The 19,433-nt window shown below is 62.6% G+C and carries 20 protein-coding genes and 2 tRNA genes; 5 read left to right on the forward strand and 17 right to left on the reverse strand.

All coding sequences use genetic code 11. The features are described 5' to 3' along the window. Window positions 1-2: 2 nt before the first annotated feature. From EDF71_RS06690 to EDF71_RS06700, 3 genes are read right to left on the reverse strand one after another with little or no spacing between them, the layout of a single operon-like run. Window positions 3-788, reverse strand: coding sequence for a DUF2145 domain-containing protein (locus EDF71_RS06690; protein ID WP_133855819.1), 786 nt, complete (start codon window positions 786-788; stop codon window positions 3-5). Window positions 789-804: 16 nt separating this feature from the next. Then, the gene (locus tag EDF71_RS06695) at window positions 805-1,281 is read right to left on the reverse strand and encodes a hypothetical protein (RefSeq protein WP_133855820.1); all 477 of its coding nucleotides are present in this window, start codon (window positions 1,279-1,281) and stop codon (window positions 805-807) included. Between the two features lie 38 nt (window positions 1,282-1,319). Continuing rightward, the gene (locus EDF71_RS06700; RefSeq protein WP_133855821.1) at window positions 1,320-1,820 is read right to left on the reverse strand and encodes a YiaA/YiaB family inner membrane protein; all 501 of its coding nucleotides are present in this window, start codon (window positions 1,818-1,820) and stop codon (window positions 1,320-1,322) included. A gap of 225 nt (window positions 1,821-2,045) precedes the next feature. Between EDF71_RS06700 and mdeB the strand changes: the two genes are divergently transcribed. From mdeB to EDF71_RS06715, 3 genes are all read left to right on the forward strand, one after another. Then, window positions 2,046-4,685: an alpha-ketoglutarate dehydrogenase gene (gene mdeB, locus EDF71_RS06705; RefSeq protein ID WP_133855822.1), complete on the forward strand. Its 2,640-nt coding sequence runs from the start codon at window positions 2,046-2,048 to the stop codon at window positions 4,683-4,685. Window positions 4,686-5,012: 327 nt separating this feature from the next. Further along, a complete protein-coding gene (locus EDF71_RS06710) occupies window positions 5,013-6,155 on the forward strand; it encodes an ABC transporter substrate-binding protein (RefSeq protein WP_243854211.1) in 1,143 nt (380 codons plus the stop codon). Window positions 6,156-6,303: 148 nt separating this feature from the next. After that, window positions 6,304-7,209, forward strand: a complete 906-nt coding sequence (locus tag EDF71_RS06715; RefSeq protein WP_133855824.1) for a dienelactone hydrolase family protein — start codon at window positions 6,304-6,306, stop codon at window positions 7,207-7,209. A gap of 93 nt (window positions 7,210-7,302) precedes the next feature. Here EDF71_RS06715 and EDF71_RS06720 read toward each other — a convergent pair whose 3' ends face one another. From EDF71_RS06720 to EDF71_RS06730, 3 genes are read right to left on the reverse strand one after another with little or no spacing between them, the layout of a single operon-like run. Then, window positions 7,303-7,596 (reverse strand): DUF333 domain-containing protein, encoded by a 294-nt coding sequence (locus EDF71_RS06720; RefSeq protein WP_166656474.1) that lies wholly within the window; start codon window positions 7,594-7,596, stop codon window positions 7,303-7,305. Window positions 7,597-7,624: 28 nt separating this feature from the next. Further along, window positions 7,625-9,601 (reverse strand): MFS transporter, encoded by a 1,977-nt coding sequence (locus EDF71_RS06725; protein ID WP_133855826.1) that lies wholly within the window; start codon window positions 9,599-9,601, stop codon window positions 7,625-7,627. A 55-nt stretch (window positions 9,602-9,656) separates the two neighbouring features. Continuing rightward, window positions 9,657-10,511, reverse strand: coding sequence for a hypothetical protein (locus EDF71_RS06730; RefSeq protein ID WP_133855827.1), 855 nt, complete (start codon window positions 10,509-10,511; stop codon window positions 9,657-9,659). A 91-nt stretch (window positions 10,512-10,602) separates the two neighbouring features. On the opposite strand from EDF71_RS06730, the gene EDF71_RS06735 reads away from it, so the two are divergent. Next, the gene (locus EDF71_RS06735) at window positions 10,603-11,355 is read left to right on the forward strand and encodes a helix-turn-helix transcriptional regulator (RefSeq protein WP_133855828.1); all 753 of its coding nucleotides are present in this window, start codon (window positions 10,603-10,605) and stop codon (window positions 11,353-11,355) included. On the opposite strand, the gene EDF71_RS06740 is transcribed toward EDF71_RS06735, so the two are convergent. Next, a complete protein-coding gene (locus tag EDF71_RS06740) occupies window positions 11,352-12,605 on the reverse strand; it encodes an FIST N-terminal domain-containing protein (RefSeq protein WP_133855829.1) in 1,254 nt (417 codons plus the stop codon). The two genes, EDF71_RS06735 and EDF71_RS06740, sit on opposite strands and share 4 nt — an antisense overlap. Window positions 12,606-12,684: 79 nt before the next feature. Continuing rightward, window positions 12,685-13,521 carry a PhaM family polyhydroxyalkanoate granule multifunctional regulatory protein gene (locus EDF71_RS06745; protein ID WP_208301005.1) on the reverse strand — a complete coding sequence of 279 codons (837 nt, stop codon included), beginning with the start codon at window positions 13,519-13,521 and terminating at the stop codon, window positions 12,685-12,687. 154 nt (window positions 13,522-13,675) lie between these two features. Between EDF71_RS06745 and EDF71_RS06750 the strand changes: the two genes are divergently transcribed. After that, window positions 13,676-14,089 carry a VOC family protein gene (locus tag EDF71_RS06750; RefSeq protein ID WP_133855830.1) on the forward strand — a complete coding sequence of 138 codons (414 nt, stop codon included), beginning with the start codon at window positions 13,676-13,678 and terminating at the stop codon, window positions 14,087-14,089. Between the two features lie 155 nt (window positions 14,090-14,244). On the opposite strand, the gene EDF71_RS06755 is transcribed toward EDF71_RS06750, so the two are convergent. The 9 genes from EDF71_RS06755 to secY form a co-directional block, all read right to left on the reverse strand. Continuing rightward, window positions 14,245-14,321 (reverse strand) — tRNA-Met (locus EDF71_RS06755). Window positions 14,322-14,528: 207 nt separating this feature from the next. After that, window positions 14,529-14,605, reverse strand: a tRNA-Met gene (locus EDF71_RS06760). A 168-nt stretch (window positions 14,606-14,773) separates the two neighbouring features. Continuing rightward, window positions 14,774-15,160, reverse strand: a complete 387-nt coding sequence (gene rplQ / locus EDF71_RS06765; protein WP_021028321.1) for a 50S ribosomal protein L17 — start codon at window positions 15,158-15,160, stop codon at window positions 14,774-14,776. Between the two features lie 104 nt (window positions 15,161-15,264). Then, entirely contained in the window at window positions 15,265-16,260 is a 996-nt protein-coding gene (gene rpoA / locus EDF71_RS06770; protein WP_021028320.1) for a DNA-directed RNA polymerase subunit alpha, read from the reverse strand. A 119-nt stretch (window positions 16,261-16,379) separates the two neighbouring features. Then, window positions 16,380-17,003: a 30S ribosomal protein S4 gene (gene rpsD / locus EDF71_RS06775; protein ID WP_133855831.1), complete on the reverse strand. Its 624-nt coding sequence runs from the start codon at window positions 17,001-17,003 to the stop codon at window positions 16,380-16,382. Window positions 17,004-17,085: 82 nt separating this feature from the next. Beyond that, entirely contained in the window at window positions 17,086-17,487 is a 402-nt protein-coding gene (gene rpsK / locus EDF71_RS06780; protein WP_021028318.1) for a 30S ribosomal protein S11, read from the reverse strand. Window positions 17,488-17,505: 18 nt separating this feature from the next. Continuing rightward, on the reverse strand, window positions 17,506-17,871 hold the full coding sequence (gene rpsM / locus EDF71_RS06785; RefSeq protein ID WP_021028317.1) for a 30S ribosomal protein S13: 366 nt from the start codon (window positions 17,869-17,871) through the stop codon (window positions 17,506-17,508). A 22-nt stretch (window positions 17,872-17,893) separates the two neighbouring features. Continuing rightward, on the reverse strand, window positions 17,894-18,007 hold the full coding sequence (gene rpmJ / locus EDF71_RS06790) for a 50S ribosomal protein L36 (protein ID WP_003050535.1): 114 nt from the start codon (window positions 18,005-18,007) through the stop codon (window positions 17,894-17,896). Window positions 18,008-18,100: 93 nt separating this feature from the next. Beyond that, entirely contained in the window at window positions 18,101-19,420 is a 1,320-nt protein-coding gene (gene secY / locus EDF71_RS06795; RefSeq protein ID WP_133855832.1) for a preprotein translocase subunit SecY, read from the reverse strand. Window positions 19,421-19,433: the final 13 nt, after the last annotated feature.

A 19,433-nucleotide genomic window follows, 5' to 3' on the forward strand; every position in this document is an offset into this window, starting at 1 on the left:
GTTTAACGCAGCAACACCGGCGCAGACGCCAGGCCGCTGCGCTGCATGAACAGCAAGGCGGAATCCACCGTTGCCGTTTCGATATGGCCGGCAAAGCGCTTTTCCGGCGGGTGGTCGTCAAAGGCGATGTTGGCGCGCGTCATGCGCCCGCCCAGCCGAGTCATCGCACCAATGCGTAAATCGCTGGGCTGGTAGCCCTGCAGCTGCAACCAGGCCTGCGCCTGGCCCCGGTCGTGCACGGTTTGCGGCGCCATCGCCTGGGCCAATGTCTCCAGCGCCCACTGGTTGCTTTGCTGGTAACGCTGGCTCCAGGGATAGGCCAGCATGCTGTAGCGCGGCTCATGCAGCTGCAAGGGCTGTGCGTTGGCCGACAGCGCCAGCAGCAGCTTTTGCTGCACCTCCTTGGTCGGCAGCACCATCACCGCCTGGTAGCGCCACATATCGTCCAGAAAGAACTCACCCAGGCCCTGGCGGTAGACATGGGAAGCGGCGGTGCCGCAGTCATTGAGCTTGTGCACCACACGCCAGGCGCCGGTGGCCGATTTGTAGGCCCAGCCCATGTGCGAAAACTGCAGCTGGTACTTGCGCAGATCCTGGCCCTGGCGGCCCAGCAACACCACCTGCGCGCCGCTGGCATCCAGCGTCTGCGCCACGTTTTGCGCCAGGTTCAGGCTCTGGCGCACGCTGTCGAGCGTGGGCTTTTGCGGCTCGCAGCTGCGGCCTGCCTGGGCGGCCGTGGCGGCCAGCAGTGCAGCGGCCACCAGGCTGAAGCGTAAAGAGGTCAACATGGCAGGTCTCCCCTGTTCACAAGCGCTCGTTGTAGAGCAGCGCCTTACCCACCGCATTGGGGATAAAGGCAATCACCTCGCCAGTGGCTGACAGCAGCACGCCGGCCCCCACCACGCTGACGAGGATGGCCGTGCCCACACCGGCAGCGCTGGCGCCCAATGCGCCAGCCGACAGCTCAATGCTGGCCGCTGCCCCGTCCGATGCGCTCTCCAGCAGCCATACCGTTCCCTTGGCCGATGCCTGCACGCCCTTGACGATGAGCTGGGCCCCATCGACCGACAGTGCGACCGGAAGGGCGACCACGCTGGTCGATGCACCCACCGAGGCCGCCGTGCCGACAACCACCGATGCAATCGGCAGCGCCGAGAGCATCAGCGAGGCATCGCTTTGCGCCCGGGCGGCCGGGGCGGTGGCCAAACCCAGCACCAGGGCGGTGCTGGCCAGGGTGGCAGCAGCGCGGAGCTGCCATTTGCGGAAAGTAAGACTGAACATGTGCTGCTCCCGGGTTGGCTGCATCATCCGATGGGCGCTCACAGGCGCTCCTGGGGGTTGCCCACGTCCTGGTCGCGGGGGGCGCTGCGCATGCTGCGAGCATGGTGGATGGCGCTGGCCAGGTCCGATTCATGCTTGTCACGCAGCATCTTGGCCAGGGTGAAGGCGGTGGTGATCATGTACATCCAGCTCACGCCCAGAAAGGCCTTGTAGGTGGGGTTGATGTTCATGCCCAGCAGGCCCCAGCCGGTCAGGCCCATCGCAATCGCAAAACCACCCCAGACCACAAAGCGCCACATGGGCGTGTCGCCTGCCGCCTGGCTGCTGTCCGCTTGCTTGTCCCGCACGAACTTGGCCAGCACAAAGGCGGCCGAGAGGCAGAACATATAGCCCATGACCATGAACGCCTGCTCCAGGTGTTGCCCTGGCAGCCAGGCCAGGCCGATCGCGCACATCGAGATCGCTATACCGAACGAGATCCACACCTGGTATTGCCATGCACGGGTGTCACGCTGAACAGGGTTGAAGGACTGAGACATGGTGGGTCGGAGCAACAAGGCCCCGCTTTGGTTGAACACGGCGCCATCATGCGGTCAGGCGGCAGCGCCAGCATCCCTGTTTAATGCCGGTAGCAGTTTTCAACGAAACAGGTATCGCACAGCAATACTTTTGCGCACAGCCTGTGTCGCCTGGCCTTGCGCCTGGGCGACGCTTCCGTGGCATGATTCCCAGCATCCAATCCAAGACCTAGACAGGAGACCACCGTGCGCCAGCCGCCCCACCATTTGCCCGCCACCCCGCATGCTGACCCGGCCGAACTGGCCGAGTGGTGCGATGCCTTCGATGGACTGCTGGCGGCCTATGGCTCGGCGCAGGGCAAGGAGCAGGCCGCCGCGCTGCTCGATGCGCTGCTGGCCCACGCCCGCAAGCGCCATGTGGCCTGGAAGCCCTCGGGCAACACGCCCTATGTCAACACCGTCACGGTGGATGAACAGCCGCCCTACCCTGGCGATGTGGAGCTGGAGAAAAAGCTCTCGGCCATCCTGCGCTGGAACGCGCTGGCCATGGTGGTGCGTGCCAATGCCGCGCATGGCGAGCTGGGCGGCCACATAGCCAGCTATGCCTCGGCGGCCGATCTGTTCGAGACCGGCTTCAACCATTTCTTCCGCGCCGATGATGGCCACCAGGCCGCCGACCTGGTGTACTTCCAGCCGCACTCCTCTCCCGGCGTCTATGCCCGCGCCTTTCTCGAAGGGCGCCTGGGCGAAGAGAACCTGGCGCACTACCGGCAGGAGCTGGTGGCCGCCAGCCAGGGCATCCAGGGCCTGTGCTCCTACCCGCATCCCTATCTGATGCCCGAGTTCTGGCAGTTCCCCACCGGCTCGATGGGCATCGGCCCGATCAATGCCATCTACCAGGCGCGCTTCATGCGCTACCTGGCCGACCGGGGCCTGAACGACACCGCCGGCCGCAAGGTCTGGGGCTTTTTTGGCGATGGCGAGATGGACGAGCCCGAGTCCATCGCCGCCCTCACGCTGGCCGCACGCGAGGGGCTGGACAACTGCATCTTCGTCATCAACTGCAACCTGCAGCGGCTCGACGGCCCGGTGCGCGGCAATGGCCGCATCATCGATGAGCTGGAGGCGCTGTTCAGCGGCGCGGGCTGGAACGTGGTCAAGTGCCTCTGGGGATCGGAGTGGGATGCGCTGCTGGCGCGCGACCACAGCCATGTGCTGGCCCGCACCTTTGCGCGCACCGTCGATGGCGAGTTCCAGACCCTGTCCGCCAACGATGGCGCTTTCAACCGCGAGCATTTCTTCAACCAGAGCCCCGAGCTGGCCGCGCTGGTGGCCCACCTGTCCGACAGCGATATCGACCGCCTGCGCCGGGGCGGCCATGACCCGGTCAAGATCCATGCCGCCTTTGCCAGCGCCGCTGCGCACAGCGGCCAACCCACCGTGGTGCTGGCCAAGACCATGAAAGGCTATGGCATGGGCAGCATTGGCCAGGGCCGCATGACATCGCACCAGCAAAAGAAGCTGGGCGCCGAGGACCTGCTGGCCTTCCGCGACCGCTTCAACCTGCCGCTGAGCGATGCCCAGGCCACCTCGGCCGCCTTCCTCAAGCCGGCCGATGGCAGCGCCGAGATGCGCTACCTGCTGGCGCGCCGCCAGGCGCTGGGCGGTTTTTTGCCGGCGCGCAAAGGCCAGGCCACACCGGTGGCCGTGCCCGATCTGCAGGCGACGGCCGGCTTTGCGCTGCAGGCCGAGGGCAAGGCGATGAGCACCACGATGGCCTTTGTGCGACAGCTGGGCAACCTGCTCAAGGACGCAACCCTGGGCCCGCGCATCGTGCCCATCGTGGCCGATGAGGCGCGCACCTTCGGCATGGCCGGGCTGTTCCGCCAGGTGGGCATCTATGCGCCGTTTGGCCAGCTCTACCAGCCCGAGGACAATGCCTCGATGCTGCTCTACCGCGAAGACAGCAGCGGCCAGATTCTGGAAGAAGGCATCAGCGAGGCGGGCGCGCTGTCGTCCTGGACGGCGGCCGCCACCAGCTACAGCACCCATGGCACGGCCATGCTGCCCTTCTTCATCTTCTACAGCATGTTCGGCTTCCAGCGCGTGGGCGATTTGATCTGGGCCGCCGCCGACCAGCGCGCACGCGGCTTCCTGATTGGTGCCACCTCCGGCCGCACCACCCTGGGCGGCGAAGGCCTGCAGCACCAGGATGGCAGCAGCCTGCTGAGCGCCTCCACGGTGCCCAACTGCAAGAGCTATGACCCGGCCTTTGCCGGCGAGCTGGCGGTCATCATCGACCATGGCATGCAGCGCATGCTGCAGGAGCAGCGGGACGAGTTCTTCTACATCACCGTCACCAACGAAAACGTGGCCAACCCCAGCCTGCCGCCGGAGGCCCATGAAGGGGTCATCCGCGGCATGTACCGGCTGCAGAGCGGCCCTGCGCACAGCGCGCGCCGGGTGCAACTGCTGGGCAGCGGCGCGATCATGGGCGAGGTGCTCAAGGCAGCGGCCATTTTGGAGCGCGAGCATGGCGTGGCGGCCGATGTCTGGAGTGTCACCAGCTATGCCGAGCTGGCCCGGGATGGCGAGGCCCAGTTGGAGCGCTGGCGCGCCGGTGACGCGAGTGCGCCCAGCTGGTTTGCGCAGCAGCTCGAAGCCTCGCAAGGCCCGATCATTGCCGCCAGCGACTATGTGCGTGCGCTGCCCGAGCTGGTACGCGCCCACCTGCCCACCGACGAGCGTGGTCTGCCGCGCCAGCATTACTACACCTTGGGCACGGACGGCTTTGGCCGCAGCGATTCGCGCGCCGCACTGCGCCAGCATTTTGCGGTCGATGCGGCAGCCATCGTGCAGACCTATCTGCGCAGCCAGCCCGCCTGAGCCTTTTGCCCAAGGGGGTGCGCAAAAAAGCCAAGCCAGTGTGCACAAGCGCCCAGGTCGGTGCAAAACTCCTGATTTGATAGCTGCCCGTGCTTTGAAGCAAAGCACGGGCAGCTATTTTTATGCCAAGTCGGTTGCATGGCAGCGGGTACACAGCGGGCGGCCAGCGCGTGGTTGCCCCAATACCGCCCGGCGCTGTGCATGCCAGTATCTGTGCCATGCGGCTGCCGCATTGAGATAACACCATAAACATCAGGAGCAACTATGCAACGCACTCGCCTGGCGCAGGCCTTGGCCACCTTGGGTCTGCTCGGCTTGACCGCCGCCATGGGTACCGCCCATGCACAGGACAAGGTCAAGATCGGCTACATCTCCGACATGTCCAGCCTCTACGCCGACGTCGAAGGCAAGGGCGGCGCCACCGCCATCCAGATGGCCATTGACGATTTTGGCGGCAAGGTGCTGGGCAAGCCGATCGAGCTGCTGAGCGTTGACCACCAGAACAAGGCCGACATCGCTGCCAGCAAGGCCCGCGAATGGATCGATACCCAGAACCTGACGATGATCTTCAGCGGCACCAACTCGGGCACCGCACTGGCGCTGGCCAAGGTGGCCGATGAGAAAAAGCGCGTGATGATCAACAACGGTGCGGGCACCTCAGCGCTGACCAATGAGGCCTGCACGCCTTACACCATCCACTACGCTTATGACACCGTGGCGCTGTCCAAGGGTGCGGCAGGCGCCATCGTCGAGGGCGGTGGCAAGAACTGGTTCTTTCTGACGGCCGACTACGCTTTTGGCCATGCGATGGAAGCCGATGCCACCAAGGTCATCAAGGCCAAGGGCGGTTCCGTGGCTGCTGCCGTGCGCCACCCGCTCAATGCCTCCGACTTCTCGTCCTTCCTGCTGCAGGCGCAAAGCTCCAAGGCCCAGGTGCTGGCCCTGGCCAATGCCGGTGGCGACACCATCAACGCCATCAAGGCCGCCAAGGAATTCGGCATCGACAAGACGATGAAGATCGCGCCGCTGCTGGTCTTCTACAGCGACATCCACAGCCTGGGCCTGAAGAACACCGCCGGCATGCAGTTCGTCACCAGCTGGTACTGGGACATGAATGACGCCTCGCGCAAATTTGCCGATGCCTACATGAAGAAGACCCAGCGCCGCCCCACCGAGATCCAGGCCGCCGACTACTCGGCCACGATGAACTACCTCAAGGCCGTGCAGGCCGCCGGCACCACCGATGCCGACAAGGTGATGGAAACCTGGCGCGGCATGAAGATGGACGACTTCTTTGGCTCGGGCACCTTGCGCGCCGATGGCAGCTACATCCATGACATGTACCTGGTCCAGGTCAAGACGCCGCAGGAATCCAAGGGCACCTGGGACTACTACAAGATCGTCAAGAAGCTGCCAGGTGACGAGGTCTTCACGACCAAGGAAGAAACCAAGTGCGCGCTGTGGAAGTGATCTGAGCCCAGCCCCCACCACGATGCCTGGCGATGCCAGGCATTTTTCTTGCATGGACACGGCGGCCCCAAGGCGCTACAAGCCTTGTCACAGGCTGTTTTTTATCGTCCTCCATAATGGGCCTGCCATCCGTAGAAAAGGAAATCCTATGTCCCAGACTCCCAATGCCGATTTCGACTCTCTTCTCCCGGGCCGCGCCACCATGGCCGGCAGCACCCGCCGCAGCGCCCTGCAAATGGCGTTGGGCGTGGGCTACGCCGCAGCGGCCGTGCCGGTGATGGCGCAGACGGCCATCAAGACCCCCGATGCCGGGCTGACGGCCGGCACCATCCAGTACACGGTCGATGGCTTCCAGGTCAGCGCCTACCGCGCAGCGCCTGCTGGCAAGACCAACCTGCCGGTGGTCCTGGTGATCCAGGAAATCTTTGGCGTGCACGACTACATCGCTGATACCTGCCGCCGCCTGGCCCAGCTCGGCTACCTGGCGATTGCGCCCGAACTGTTCGCGCGCCAGGGCGACCCACGCAAGTACACCGAGATCAGCCAGCTGCAAAGCGAACTGGTCAGCAAAGTGCCCGATGCCCAGGTCATCAAGGACCTGGACGCCGCACTGGCCTGGGCCAAAGACAATGGCGGCGACACCAGCCGCGCCGGCATCACCGGTTTCTGCTGGGGTGGCCGCATCACCTGGCTGTATGCCGCTACCGGCAAGGTCAAGGCCGGTGTCGCATGGTATGGCCGCCTGCAAGGCGCCGCCAACGAGCTGCAGCCCAAGCACCCCATCGACCTGAGCAGCGCGCTCAAGGCCCCTGTGCTCGGCCTCTACGGTGGCAAGGACCAGGGCATTCCGCTGGAATCGGTCGAAGCGATGAAGCAAAGCCTGCAAAAGGCGGGCGCTGCTGGCAATGCCGCTGCTGCGGCCTCCAGCTTCCATGTCTACCCGGAAGCGGGCCATGCCTTCCATGCCGACTACCGCCCCAGCTACCGCAAGGATGCGGCCGAGGACGGCTGGAAGCGCATGCAGGACTGGTTCAAGACGCATGGCGTGATCTAAAGCCGGATCAGCAGCTCAGTAAGACGAAACCCCTGCCAGCGCGGTATGTGCTGGCAGGGTTTTTTTGCGTTGTACCGCAGCCAGTCGTGGGATTTAGTTCGAGGGGTTGTCGCGCCAGAACAGGTCCCAGGGGTCCATTTCCTTGCCGTCGGGGAAGCGGCACAAGGTGTTCTTGCCCTTGGGCGTGTTGAGGATGGCGCCGCCCATCTGCACGCAGTAGGCCGATGCGGGGCTGCGCGGACCGTCATAGACGGTGGCGCGTGTGAAAGCCTCCTTCTCTTCAGGGTCATGCAGCGGCTTCAGGCCCGAAGTACTGGTGCAGGCCGCCAGGGCGGACATGGCCACCAGGGCTGCCACGCTTTTGTACAGAATCGTTAGAGAGGTCATCACAAAGCCATTCGTTGTCCAGCCTGCATTATCCCAAAGCGGGCGAACCGCTGCCATGGCCGCCCTCCTGGTCCAGCAGTTCGCCCACACGCTGGCGCAGCTGCTCGGCCGAGCATTCGGCGGCCGGGCTGGCGGCACCGATGCGCAAGCTCACGCGGTTGAAGAAGCCTCGGCGGAACGGCCGGGTCATCGCGCCCTTGGGCTCGATGCGGCTGAAGAACGAGCCCCAGAGGTTGGACAAAGCCATCGGCACCACGGGCACATCCAGCCCATCGGCCTGCGCCTGCTCCAGGATCTTCATCACACCGCCCTTGAACGCCTGCAACTCGCCATCGCGGGTGATGCCGCCTTCGGGGAAGATGGCCAGCAGATCGCCCTCGCGCAGCACCTGCGCGGCCCTGGCAAAAGCGGCCTCATAGATGGCAGGGTCTTCGCTGCGGGGCGCCACCGGAATCGCCTTGCAGAGGCGGAACAACCAGCCCAGCAAGGGCGTGCGGAAGATGCGGTAGTCCATCACAAAGTAGATCGGGCGTGGGCTGGCGGCCATCATCAGGATGGGGTCGACAAAGCTGACATGGTTGCAGGTCAGCAGCGCCGGCCCGCTGGTAGGAATGTGGTGTGCGCCCTGCACCCGAAAGCGGTAGACGACGTTCGTAATCAGCCAGGCAATGCAGCGCAGCAGGTATTCGGGCACCAGCAAGAAGATGTAGGTGGCGACGATGGCATTGGCAATGCCGGTGAACAGGAAGATCTGCGGCACGGTAAATCCTGCCCCCAGCAAGGCGCCGGCGATGACCGAGCTGGCGATCATGAACAGCGCATTGAGGATATTGTTGGCCGCAATGATGCGGGCGCGGTGCGTGGGCTGGCTGCGCAGCTGGATCAGCGCATACATGGGCACGCTGTAGAGGCCCGCAAACAGCGACAGCAGGGCCAGATCGGCCATCACACGCCAGTGCGCCGGCTGGCTGATAAAGGCCAGCGCCGTCCAGGCCTGGGCGGGCTGCGCCAGGCCACGCGATGCAAAGTACAGGTCAATCGCAAACACGCTCATGCCGATGGTGCCAATGGGCACCAGGCCAATCTCCACCTGGCGGCGCGAGAGCACCTCGCACAGCAGCGAGCCCAGGCCGATGCCGATGGAAAACACCACCAGCAGCAGCGAGGCCACATGCTCGTTGCCATGCAGCACCTCCTTGGCAAAGCTGGGGAACTGGCTCAGAAACACCGCGCCGAAGAACCACATCCAGCTGATGCCCAGCAGTGAGCGGAACACCACCACATTGCCATGGGCCAGCTTCAGATTGCGCCAGGTCTCGCTCACCGGGTTCCAGTTGATGTGCAGGCCGGGATCGGTGGCAGGTACCACGGGCACGCCCTGCGCCGTCAAACGCCCGACCACGGCCAGGCTAAAGCAGGCTACCGCGACCGAGGCATGGCCAATCTCCGGCAAGGCCACCAGCAGGCCCCCCACCACATTGCCCAGCAAGATGGCGACAAAGGTGCCCATCTCGACCATGCCATTGCCGCCTGTCAGCTCATCGTCGCGCAGCACCTGGGGCAGGTAGGCAAACTTGACGGGCCCGAACAAGGTGGAATGCAGGCCCATCAAGAACACGCAGCCCAGCAGCAACGCCGGGCTTTCGATCCAGAAGCCCAGGCCGGCGATCAGCATCACGCCAATCTCCAGGTCCTTGACGAAGCGGATCATGCGGTGCTTTTCGTACTTGTCGGTCAGTTGCCCCGAAGTGGCCGAGAACAGCAGAAACGGCAGGATGAACAAGGCACCAATCACCAGGCCGGCCATCGCCGGCGGCATCCAGGCCACCTGCAGCTGGTAGGTCACCATGACGGTGAAGGCGAACTTGAACAGGTTGTCGTTGGCGGCCCCGGCGAACTGGGTCCAGAAGAAAGGGGCAAAGCGGCGCTGGCCCAGCAAGGCAAACTGGTTGGGGTGGTCTGGCGCCTCGGAGGCGGGCACAGACGGGGCATGTGGACGGTTCATGGAACAAGCATCTCCTGGCGGATCAAGGGCGGTGGGGGTGGTCGGTACCGGGCATTCAGCGCAAATGCCCTGCCCCCAGCGCGCCGCCCCCGATTGTGCCTGCGGACGCGCCGTTTGCGTGCGCCCGGTGGCGCAGTTGCTGCAAGCTGCGCAACAAAGGCAGCACCGCCAGCGCTGCGGCCAGGTGCTTGAGCGCATGGCCGGCCACCAGATGGCCACTGCCGGCCCAGACGGCGGCATCGCCCAGCTCAAACAGCTTGGCCAGCGCATACCAGGCTACGATGGCAGCCAGGGGCCAGCGGATGAGCTGCGCGGCCGGGGGGCTGCGCTGCTGCCACACGGCCAGCACCACGAGCAGCACCATGCCCGCGCCCTGCAACACGGCCCAGGGCAGCAGCTGCCCGGTCTGCAACCAGATCCACAGCGCCAGCGGCCCGCCCAGCAGCACGCAGAGCGCCGTCTGCCAGGCCGCGCGAGTGTTGAGCAGCGACTGCAGCGCCAGGCCCAGCACACCGGCAAACACCGGCACCATGCCCATGCGGTCCCAGAAGACGCGCACATCGCCGGGCAGCAGGTGGTAGTAGGACGAGCCCAGGGCTGTCAGCACCAGGCCACCAAAGACCAGCAGCAACCAGGGTGTCGCCCCTTGGGAGCGCAGCGTCTCTGCGGGCGTTTTGAAAGTGGCCAGCAAGCCCCAGACACCGAGCAGCAAAAATGGCAGATTGCTCAGCACATCGGCCGCATTGACCAGGCCCAGCAGCGGGCGCTGGTCGGCAAAGTCGTGGTAATGGGCCGCCTGCGGCACATGGGGCCCCAGACAGGCGAGGGCCAGCATGGCGGCATAGAAGGCATACAGCGCGTATTCCGCAGCCGGGCTGCGGGGGCTTGGGGGTTGGGAGGTATCAGTCATGGCCTGCACTGTGCCGCTGGGGCAGCAGAGCGTCCTGAAATCCTGCCGTGATCCCCTATGATGGCACCCAAAGTATGACAGGACGATACCCATGAGCACCACCGCCGATCTGGTACTGGCACTGAAGAAAGAGCTGAAAGCCGCACAGATGACCTATGCCGACCTGGCCGAGGCCCTGGGCATGGCGGAGTCCAGCGTCAAGCGCATGCTGGCCAAGGGCGACATGCCGCTGTCGCGCATCGATGCCATCTGCCATGTGCTGCGCCTGGACTTTGCCGACCTGGCGCGCCGCGTGGCCGACAACCAGCCGCTGATCAAGGAGCTGACGCAGCAGCAAGAGCAGGCCGTGGTCGCGGACAAGAAGCTGCTGCTGATGGCCATCTGCGTGCTCAGCCAGTGGACCTTGGAGCAGGTGCTGACCACCTACCGATTGACCGAGGCCGAGGGCATCAAGTACCTGGCACAGCTCGACCGCATCGGCATCATCGAGCTACGCCCGATGAACCGCTACCGGCTCAAGCTGGCCAAAACCTTCCGCTGGCGCCCACATGGCCCGGTGATGGAGTACTTCCGCGAGAACGCGGTGCACGACTATTTCTCGGGCACCTTCGACAAATCGGGCGAGGGCTTGATGCTCGTGCATGGCGCCATCAGCCGCACCCTGGCGCCGGCCTTTTTGGAGCGCCTGCAGCGCGTGGCGCAGGACTTTGCCCAGCAGCACCTGACCGACCAGCGCCTGCCCGAGAAGGAGCGCGAGGGCTATACCCTGCTGCTGGCGATGCGCAGCTGGGAGCTGTCGGTGTTCACCGAGATGCGGCGCCTGCAGCCGGGTGGCAACCGTTAAGCAACCTGGGTAAACAGCATCAGCGCACCGGCATAGCGGTGCAGCTGCTGGCCGGCAATCTCGCCCTGGCTATAAAAGCCCACCAGCGGGATATCGCCCAGCACATGGTGGATCAGCTCCAGCTCGGCACCAGGCGCGCCGAAATAGGGGCTGGCCCGCTCCGCGCAGCTGATGTAGACGGCACCGGCAATGCTGCGGCCAGCCGCAGCATCACCCAGGGCGCTATCGCCCAAAGGCAGATCGGTCTGCGCCTCGGCGGGTGCCAGCGACTCGCGCAGCTCGGCACACATGCGCAGCAAATCGGCACGCGCGGCCGACAGGTTGCGCTGGCAAAAGCAGAGGTACTGCTGGGGCTGGGCCAGCTCGGGCAGCACAATGCCCCGGCTGGCCATGTCCACACCCACCAGTGGCACCACCCGCGCCTCAGGGCCCAGCTGGCCGGCATGCATGGCCGATTCGGGCGCATGCGGCTCCAGCGCCGCATGGATATGGCGCATTGTGCGGGTGGCCCGCTCGGGGTCGGCATCCAGGCGCACGGGCATCAGTTCTTCCAGCACATCGAGCGCGGGCCGGCCATCCAGGGCCAGCACCACATGGCCTTGCATGGCGGTGATGCGCATGCGCGCGCCCATGACCTGGCAGCCCTGGGTCAGCTCCTGCACCACGCCAGCCTCGGCAGAAAAAGCCATACCCGAGAGCCCGCCGCGCAGCACGCCGCTGTGGCTGGGGCCCAGCGCCTTGCTCCAGGCCAGCTGCAGCGGCGCCACCGCCTCGGAGCTGAGGCCGCCAAGCACGCTGCCGGCGCGGGTGCGTGCGGCCAGCTCTTCAAGCAGCTCTGCAAAGTCCGGCAACCCCGCATCGGCATGCACCAGCGCACGCTCCCAGGGCGATGAAGGCGCCACCGGCAGCGGTGCGATACCGGAGAACAAGCGGTAGGAATGGGCAGGCAGCTCCAGCAGCATGACCGACAGCGCTGGCTCGTTCAGGTACTCGGCATGCGAGGCCATCACGCCAACGCCGACCGAGCCGCTCCAGTCGCCGATCTGCGGAAACTCATCCTGCAAGGCCTCCAGCAGCTGCGGCGCATGGCGCGCATAGGCATCCGTGAAATACACCAGCCCCAGGCTGGGTGCGCTGGCGTAGCCCGCCTGGGCCATGCGCCCGCGCAGTTGCGCCACCACCAGCGCCACGGCCATCCGCCAATCGGGGTGGGTCACATGGCCATAGGGAAAAAGCTTTGTGCCTGCCATTGTCAAAAACCTGCTGCTGCGCGGCGGCCAGGCCAGTCCCGCGCTAAAAAATCACCAACGCTCAATCTACTTTTCTGACTCAACGCTGGCCGGGGGAAGGCTTGCGCGGGGCGGCCTTGCGGGGAGCGGACTGTGTAGTGCCGTTGGTGGGCGTTGCCTTGCGGGGGGCCGCCTGCTTGCTGGCGCTGCGTGCGGCGCTGGGCTGCGGCCCGCTCTTGGGCTTCTGGGTAGACGGCTTGGCAGCGTGATTGCTGCCTGACGAAGCCGTGCTGCGCACCGCCTGCGCGGCCGATGCTGCCGCCTGCTGGGTGTTGGCGGCATGGGCCATCGCCTGTTCGGTGACATCCTGCACGGCCTGCTGGGCAATGTGCTGGAACTGCTGGGTCAGGGCACCCCACCATTGCATGGGATCGGTCACCGAGGCTGCTGCGGCACTGCTGGCCTGGTCGGCTTTTTCAGGGGGTTCTGCAGCGGCAGCGGCCGGTGCGGGTGCCGGAGTGGCTGCAGGCGCAGGGCTGGGTGCGGCTTGCGCTGGTGCCTGCGGCGCAGCCGCTGCGGCAGCCTCTTGCGCCTGCGCTGCCGTACTCTGCGCAAACTGCTGCCAGCTTTGCACCATGGTGCTGGCCCAGTTCTCTACCGGCACATTCATGGTCTGCAGCGCGGACAGGGTCATCTTCTGCACCTCCATCGCCTGGATGGTGGCGGCCAGCGCGCGCTGGTTCTGCTCCAACCAGAACAGCACGGTTTTCAGCTCCTGAATCCGCTTTTCCAGATCCGGCACATTCATCGTCGGAGCCACCCATTCCTGCCACTGCGCAAAGGCTGCAGAGGGCTTGGAGGTGCTGCCTGCTGCGAGCTTTTGCAGAAAATCAAAACCAGGGGCAAAGGGGTTGAAGGGCTGGGCGGAGTCCTGCATGGTGTTGTCTCCAGTGGTTGGGGCCGTTGGCCGCGTGTGCAATGCCAAGGTGTATGCTGCACAGCTTAGCGGATTGTGCAGCCCCTGCCTATGTGATAAGTCGCATGCAGCGGTGTACAACCCATCTTGCAACCCGCCTTTTGAGCCCGCCACCATGCAGAGCCTTTTCCATCTCGCCTTCCATGTGCACGACCTGGATGCTGCACGCCACTTCTACCGCGACACGCTCGGCTGCGCCGAGGGCCGCAGCACCGACAGCTGGGTGGATTTTGATTTCTTTGGCCACCAGATTTCCTGCCACCTGGGCAAGCCTTTTGAGACCAGCAATACCGGCCTGGTGGGCAACCACAAGGTGCCCATGCCGCACTTTGGCCTGGTGTTGAAACTGGAAAACTGGAAGCAGTTGGCCGAGCGCCTGCGTGCCGCCAACACCCGCTTTGTGCTGGAGCCCCAGGTGCGCTTTGAAGGCGAGCCCGGCGAGCAGTGGACGATGTTCTTCTATGACCCGAGCGGCAACCCCATCGAGGTCAAAGGCTTTCGCTCGTTGGAGCAGTTGTACGCGCATTGATGCTGCGCTGCGGTCCCGCCAAAGGCCGTCGGAGGCGGGGTAAGCGTTGGTGCCGCCCTGCCTGTGGCGGCTAGCGCAGCGATCAGACCTAGTGCCTGCTGATGCTTGGGAAGCGGGCACAAAAAAGCCAGCTCGAAAGCTGGCTTATGGTGTTCTGGTTGCGCGAGGAGGATTTGAACCTCCGACCTTTGGGTTATGAGCCCAACGAGCTACCAGACTGCTCCATCGCGCACCGCAATTATAGCGCGACTTTGCTGCTGCATTTTGCCGGAAGGCGCTTTTAGCGCATATTTTTCGCGCTTCGACTTTTATAGCAATCTTGGGCCCGTCGAAGTTGCACCGATCCCGGCCTGCATTCAGCCTGCCCAGGGGGTCGGAGATGGCCCTGCCCGGTACCCGGCAACAAAAAAGCCAGCTCGAAAGCTGGCTTTTGGTGTTCTGGTTGCGCGAGAAGGATTTGAACCTCCGACCTTTGGGTTATGAGCCCAACGAGCTACCAGACTGCTCCATCGCGCACTAGCATTATAGCGCGGGTTTTCCTTAATATGAAGCGCTTTGTCATCATTTGGAAAACTATTTGTGCAATCTGAGCCTGGGGATGCGCCTGGCAAGGGCCGCAAAGGCCTCGCCACCATAGAAAAAGCCCACCGAAGTGGGCTTTCTCAGTGTGAACCTGCAGAGGGCTTATTCAGCTGCGGCATCACCGGCTTCTTCAGCGCGGTCCACCAGTTCAACATAGGCCATAGGCGCGTTGTCGCCCACGCGGAAACCCATCTTCAGGATGCGGGTGTAGCCGCCTGGACGGTTTGCCGAGCGAGGACCCAGCACGTTGAACAGCTTGGTCACGCTGTCGCGGCTGCGCAGACGGTCGAATGCCAGACGGCGGTTAGCAACGGTGTCCACCTTTGCCAGCGTGATCATGGGCTCGATCACCTTGCGCAGTTCCTTGGCTTTAGGAACGGTGGTCTTGATGGCTTCGTGCTCGATGAGCGAATTCATCATGTTTTGCAGCATCGCCTTACGGTGAGACGAGGTGCGGTTCAGTTTGCGGAGGCCGTGTCCGTGACGCATGGTGCTTTTCCTTTTAGATTGATTCAATCAAACAGCCGTATCAGGTACTGTTCGACGCACTACGATTGAGCTCCCCCACCATTGGGAGAGCTCTCCATTATAACTTAACGCTTTTCCAAACCGGCTGGTGGCCAGTTTTCAAGCTTCATACCCAGGGTCAGACCACGGGAAGCCAGAACTTCCTTGATCTCGTTGAGCGACTTACGACCCAGATTCGGGGTCTTGAGCAACTCATTTTCGGTGCGCTGGATCAGGTCACCGATGTAGTAGATGTTTTCGGCCTTCAGGCAGTTGGCGGAACGCACGGTCAACTCCAGCTCGTCCACAGGACGCAGCAGGATCGGGTCGAACGTGGCGTTGTTGCGCGCCTGGCCACCTGGCTGGTCGAACACATCCAATGCGCCGCCTTCGAGCTGCGCAAACACGGCAAGCTGCTCCACCAGGATCTTGGCCGACGAGCGCACTGCATCTTCTGCAGCGATGGCGCCGTTGGTTTCGATCTCGAGAACCAGCTTGTCCAGATCGGTACGCTGCTCCACGCGGGCGGATTCGACCGTGTAGCTGACGCGCTTGATCGGCGAGAACGATGCGTCCAGCACAATGCGGCCGATCGACTTGGTCGACTCGTCACCGTAGCGGCGCACGTTACCGGGCACATAGCCACGGCCTTTTTCCACCTTGATCTGCATGTCCAGCTTGCCGCCTTGCGACAGGTTGGCGATGACATGATCAGGGTTGATGATTTCTACATCGTGAGGCGTCTGAATGTCAGCAGCCGTCACCACGCCTTCGCCATCCTTGCGCAGGCTCAGCGTCACTTCGTCACGGTTGTGGAGCTTGAACACCACGCCCTTGAGGTTCAGCAAGATGTTAACGACATCTTCCTGGACGCCGTCGATAGACGAGTACTCGTGCAGCACACCTGCAATGGTCACTTCCGTCGCTGCATAACCCACCATCGAGGACAGCAGAACACGACGCAGCGCATTGCCCAGCGTGTGCCCGTAGCCGCGTTCAAACGGCTCCAGCTCTACCTTGGCGCGATTGTGGCCCAGCTGTTCTACGTTAATTGTCTTGGGTTTCAGCAAATTGGTCTGCATGCAAACTTCCTCTCAATACCCCCGGCTCGTTACACCGGTAAGGCTGGTGAAGCACCAGAACCGCGATGCCTCGCGGTTCTGGGACGGATACACTTTCGCAGTCGAGAACGACTGTGAAATTAACGAGAATACAATTCGACGATCAGCGATTCGTTGATGTCAGCACCGAATTCATCGCGGTCTGGAGACTTCTTGAAGACGCCTTCAGCCTTGTCAGCCGACACGTCCACCCAAGCGGGGAAGCCCACTTGACCAGCCAGTTGCAGCGACTCGATGATACGGGCTTGCTTCTTCGACTTTTCGCGTACAGCAACCACGTCGCCTTCCTTCACGGAGTAGGAAGGAATATTGACCGATTGACCGTTCACGGTGATGGCCTTGTGGGACACCAGCTGACGCGCTTCGGAGCGGGTCGAGCCAAAGCCCATGCGGTACACCACGTTGTCCAGACGGCTTTCCAGCAGGCTCAGCAGGTTCGCGCCGGTGTTGCCACGGCGACGATCAGCTTCAGCGAAGTAACGGCGGAATTGCTTTTCGAGCACACCGTAGGTGCGCTTGACCTTTTGCTTTTCACGCAGTTGCAGACCGTAGTCCGAGGTACGCGTGCCGGAGGTACGGCCGTGTTGACCTGGCTTGGTGTCCAGCTTGACCTTGTCCGCGATCGAGCGACGTGCGCTCTTCAGGAACAGGTCTACGCCTTCGCGGCGGGAAAGTTTGCCCTTAGGGCCAATAAAACGTGCCACTTGAATATCCTTTTTTCAGCTGCCGCAAAAATGCGGGAGCCGCCAGAGCACCATGCACTGGCGGCGGTGGGCTTATGGTGAGTTAGATACGACGACGCTTTTGAGGGCGGCAGCCGTTGTGCGGGACTGGCGTCACGTCGGAGATCGACGTGATGCGGATGCCCAGTGCACCCAGAGCACGCACCGAAGACTCGCGACCTGGGCCTGGGCCCTTGATCTCGACGTCCAGGTTCTTGATGCCCTGTTCCATGGCAGCACGGCCGGCCACTTCGGAAGCAACCTGGGCTGCGAAAGGCGTCGACTTACGCGAGCCCTTGAAACCCTGGCCACCCGACGAAGCCCAAGACAGGGAATTGCCTTGGCGGTCGGTGATCGTGATGATGGTGTTGTTGAACGAAGCGTGAACGTGTGCAATGCCGTCAGAAATGTTCTTGCGAACTTTCTTACGTACACGTGCAGCTGCGTTGTTCTGAGACTTAGCCATTGTGTACCTTCAATCTCTTTATTTCTTCAAAGCCGCTGCGCCTTTGCGCGGACCCTTACGGGTACGGGCATTGGTGCGGGTACGCTGACCACGCATGGGCAGACCACGACGATGACGGAAACCGCGGTAGCAGCCGATGTCCATCAAACGCTTGATGTTCATCGTGGTTTCACGGCGCAGGTCACCTTCCAGGGTCAGGTGAGCGATTGCGTCGCGGATCTTTTCCAGATCAGCGTCCGTGAAGTCCTTGACTTTCTTGGCGTAGTCGATACCAGCGGCTTCGCAGATCTTGCGAGCGGTGGTGCGACCGATGCCATAGATAGCGGTCAGGCCGATCTCCGCATGCTTGTGCGGAGGGATGTTAATACCAGCAATACGTGCCATTTGTGTCCTCTAATACTTTAGATTAACCTTGGCGCTGCTTATGGCGCTGGTCGGTGCAGATCACGCGTACGACACCCTTGCGACGGATGATCTTGCAGTTACGGCAAATCTTCTTTACCGAAGCTGAAACTCTCATTTCATTCTCCTAAAACTTCCATCCGCTCCAGTCTGTGACGGCATTTCAAATATTTAGCCCGAACAGACTGGAGGGCACACTTTCCTGTCGATCTCAGTTTTTGGCTGAGGCCTTGAAGTTCGCCTTCTTCAGAAGCGACTCATACTGCTGAGACATCATGTAGTTCTGGACCTGGGACATGAAGTCCATGGTCACCACCACGATGATCAACAAGGAAGTGCCACCGAAATAGAACGGAACGTTGTACTTCAGGATCAAGAACTCTGGCAGCAGACACACGAAGGTGATGTAAACAGCACCCGCAAGCGTCAAACGCACCAAAATCTTATCAATATAACGTGCTGTCTGATCCCCTGGGCGAATCCCGGGAATAAAGGCACCACTCTTCTTCAGGTTATCGGCCGTTTCGCGGCTGTTGAAAACCAAGGCCGTATAGAAGAAGCAGAAAAAGATGATCGCTGCGGCATAGAACATCACATAGATGGGCTGACCAGGAGTCAGCATGCTAGAGATGTCCCTGAGCCAACGCATCGATTCGCCAGCGCTGAACCAGTTCACAACAGTGGCAGGCAGCAAGATGATCGACGAAGCGAAGATGGGAGGAATCACACCTGCCATGTTCAGCTTCAGTGGCAAGTGCGAAGACTGACCACCATACACCTTGTTTCCAACCTGACGGCGCGCATAGTTCACCAGGATCTTGCGCTGTCCACGCTCGACAAACACGACGAAGTACGTCACGGCTGCCACTACGAGAACAATGAAGATCGCGGCAATGATGCTCATCGCACCAGTACGCACCAATTCGAGCAATCCACCGATGGAGCTGGGGAGACCCGCAGCGATACCGGCGAAGATCAGGATCGAGATCCCGTTGCCCAAACCACGCTCGGTGATCTGTTCACCCAGCCACATCAGGAACATCGTACCGGCGGTCAAGCTGACCACGGCGGTAAGACGGAACCCGAAACCAGGGCTGAGGACCAAACCGGCTGTGCCTTCCAGCGCCACGGCAATGCCGAGCGACTGGAACAGCGCAAGCGCCAGGGCACCGTAACGGGTGTACTGGGTAATCTTGCGACGGCCGGCTTCGCCCTCTTTCTTCATCTGTTCGAATGTCGGGACGACGTAGGTCATCAATTGCATGATGATCGATGCCGAGATGTACGGCATGATCCCCAGTGCAAACACGGTGAAGCGCGAGAGCGCTCCGCCCGAGAACATGTTGAACAGGTTGAGGATGCCACCCTGTTGGCTATTGAACAGCTGCTGCAACTGGTTGGGATCGATACCAGGCACCGGAATATGAGCTCCGATGCGGTAGACGATCAGCGCCAGCAACAGAAAAACCAAACGACGACGCAGATCGCCGTATTTACCGGTCTTTGCAATAGTTGCGGTGTTCGTAGCCACTGATGAATCTTTC

The sequence above is a fragment of the Comamonas sp. JUb58 genome (genome assembly GCF_004364775.1).
Lineage (GTDB): Bacteria > Pseudomonadota > Gammaproteobacteria > Burkholderiales > Burkholderiaceae_C > Comamonas.

What these genes read in the sequence shown, in the direction of transcription:
- EDF71_RS06735 (WP_133855828.1), top strand. Translation starts at nt 10,603, where the DNA reads ATGAGCACCACCGCCGATCTGGTACTGGCACTGAAGAAAGAGCTGAAA.
- EDF71_RS06710 (WP_243854211.1), top strand. Translation starts at nt 5,013, where the DNA reads ATGGGTACCGCCCATGCACAGGACAAGGTCAAGATCGGCTACATCTCC.
- rpmJ (WP_003050535.1), bottom strand. Translation starts at nt 18,007, where the DNA reads ATGAGAGTTTCAGCTTCGGTAAAGAAGATTTGCCGTAACTGCAAGATC.
- EDF71_RS06725 (WP_133855826.1), bottom strand. Translation starts at nt 9,601, where the DNA reads ATGAACCGTCCACATGCCCCGTCTGTGCCCGCCTCCGAGGCGCCAGAC.
- EDF71_RS06730 (WP_133855827.1), bottom strand. Translation starts at nt 10,511, where the DNA reads ATGACTGATACCTCCCAACCCCCAAGCCCCCGCAGCCCGGCTGCGGAA.
- rpsM (WP_021028317.1), bottom strand. Translation starts at nt 17,871, where the DNA reads ATGGCACGTATTGCTGGTATTAACATCCCTCCGCACAAGCATGCGGAG.
- EDF71_RS06715 (WP_133855824.1), top strand. Translation starts at nt 6,304, where the DNA reads ATGTCCCAGACTCCCAATGCCGATTTCGACTCTCTTCTCCCGGGCCGC.
- EDF71_RS06720 (WP_166656474.1), bottom strand. Translation starts at nt 7,596, where the DNA reads ATGACCTCTCTAACGATTCTGTACAAAAGCGTGGCAGCCCTGGTGGCC.
- rplQ (WP_021028321.1), bottom strand. Translation starts at nt 15,160, where the DNA reads ATGCGTCACGGACACGGCCTCCGCAAACTGAACCGCACCTCGTCTCAC.
- EDF71_RS06690 (WP_133855819.1), bottom strand. Translation starts at nt 788, where the DNA reads ATGTTGACCTCTTTACGCTTCAGCCTGGTGGCCGCTGCACTGCTGGCC.
- EDF71_RS06695 (WP_133855820.1), bottom strand. Translation starts at nt 1,281, where the DNA reads ATGTTCAGTCTTACTTTCCGCAAATGGCAGCTCCGCGCTGCTGCCACC.
- EDF71_RS06750 (WP_133855830.1), top strand. Translation starts at nt 13,676, where the DNA reads ATGCAGAGCCTTTTCCATCTCGCCTTCCATGTGCACGACCTGGATGCT.
- EDF71_RS06700 (WP_133855821.1), bottom strand. Translation starts at nt 1,820, where the DNA reads ATGTCTCAGTCCTTCAACCCTGTTCAGCGTGACACCCGTGCATGGCAA.
- EDF71_RS06745 (WP_208301005.1), bottom strand. Translation starts at nt 13,521, where the DNA reads ATGCAGGACTCCGCCCAGCCCTTCAACCCCTTTGCCCCTGGTTTTGAT.
- rpoA (WP_021028320.1), bottom strand. Translation starts at nt 16,260, where the DNA reads ATGCAGACCAATTTGCTGAAACCCAAGACAATTAACGTAGAACAGCTG.
- EDF71_RS06740 (WP_133855829.1), bottom strand. Translation starts at nt 12,605, where the DNA reads ATGGCAGGCACAAAGCTTTTTCCCTATGGCCATGTGACCCACCCCGAT.
- rpsK (WP_021028318.1), bottom strand. Translation starts at nt 17,487, where the DNA reads ATGGCTAAGTCTCAGAACAACGCAGCTGCACGTGTACGTAAGAAAGTT.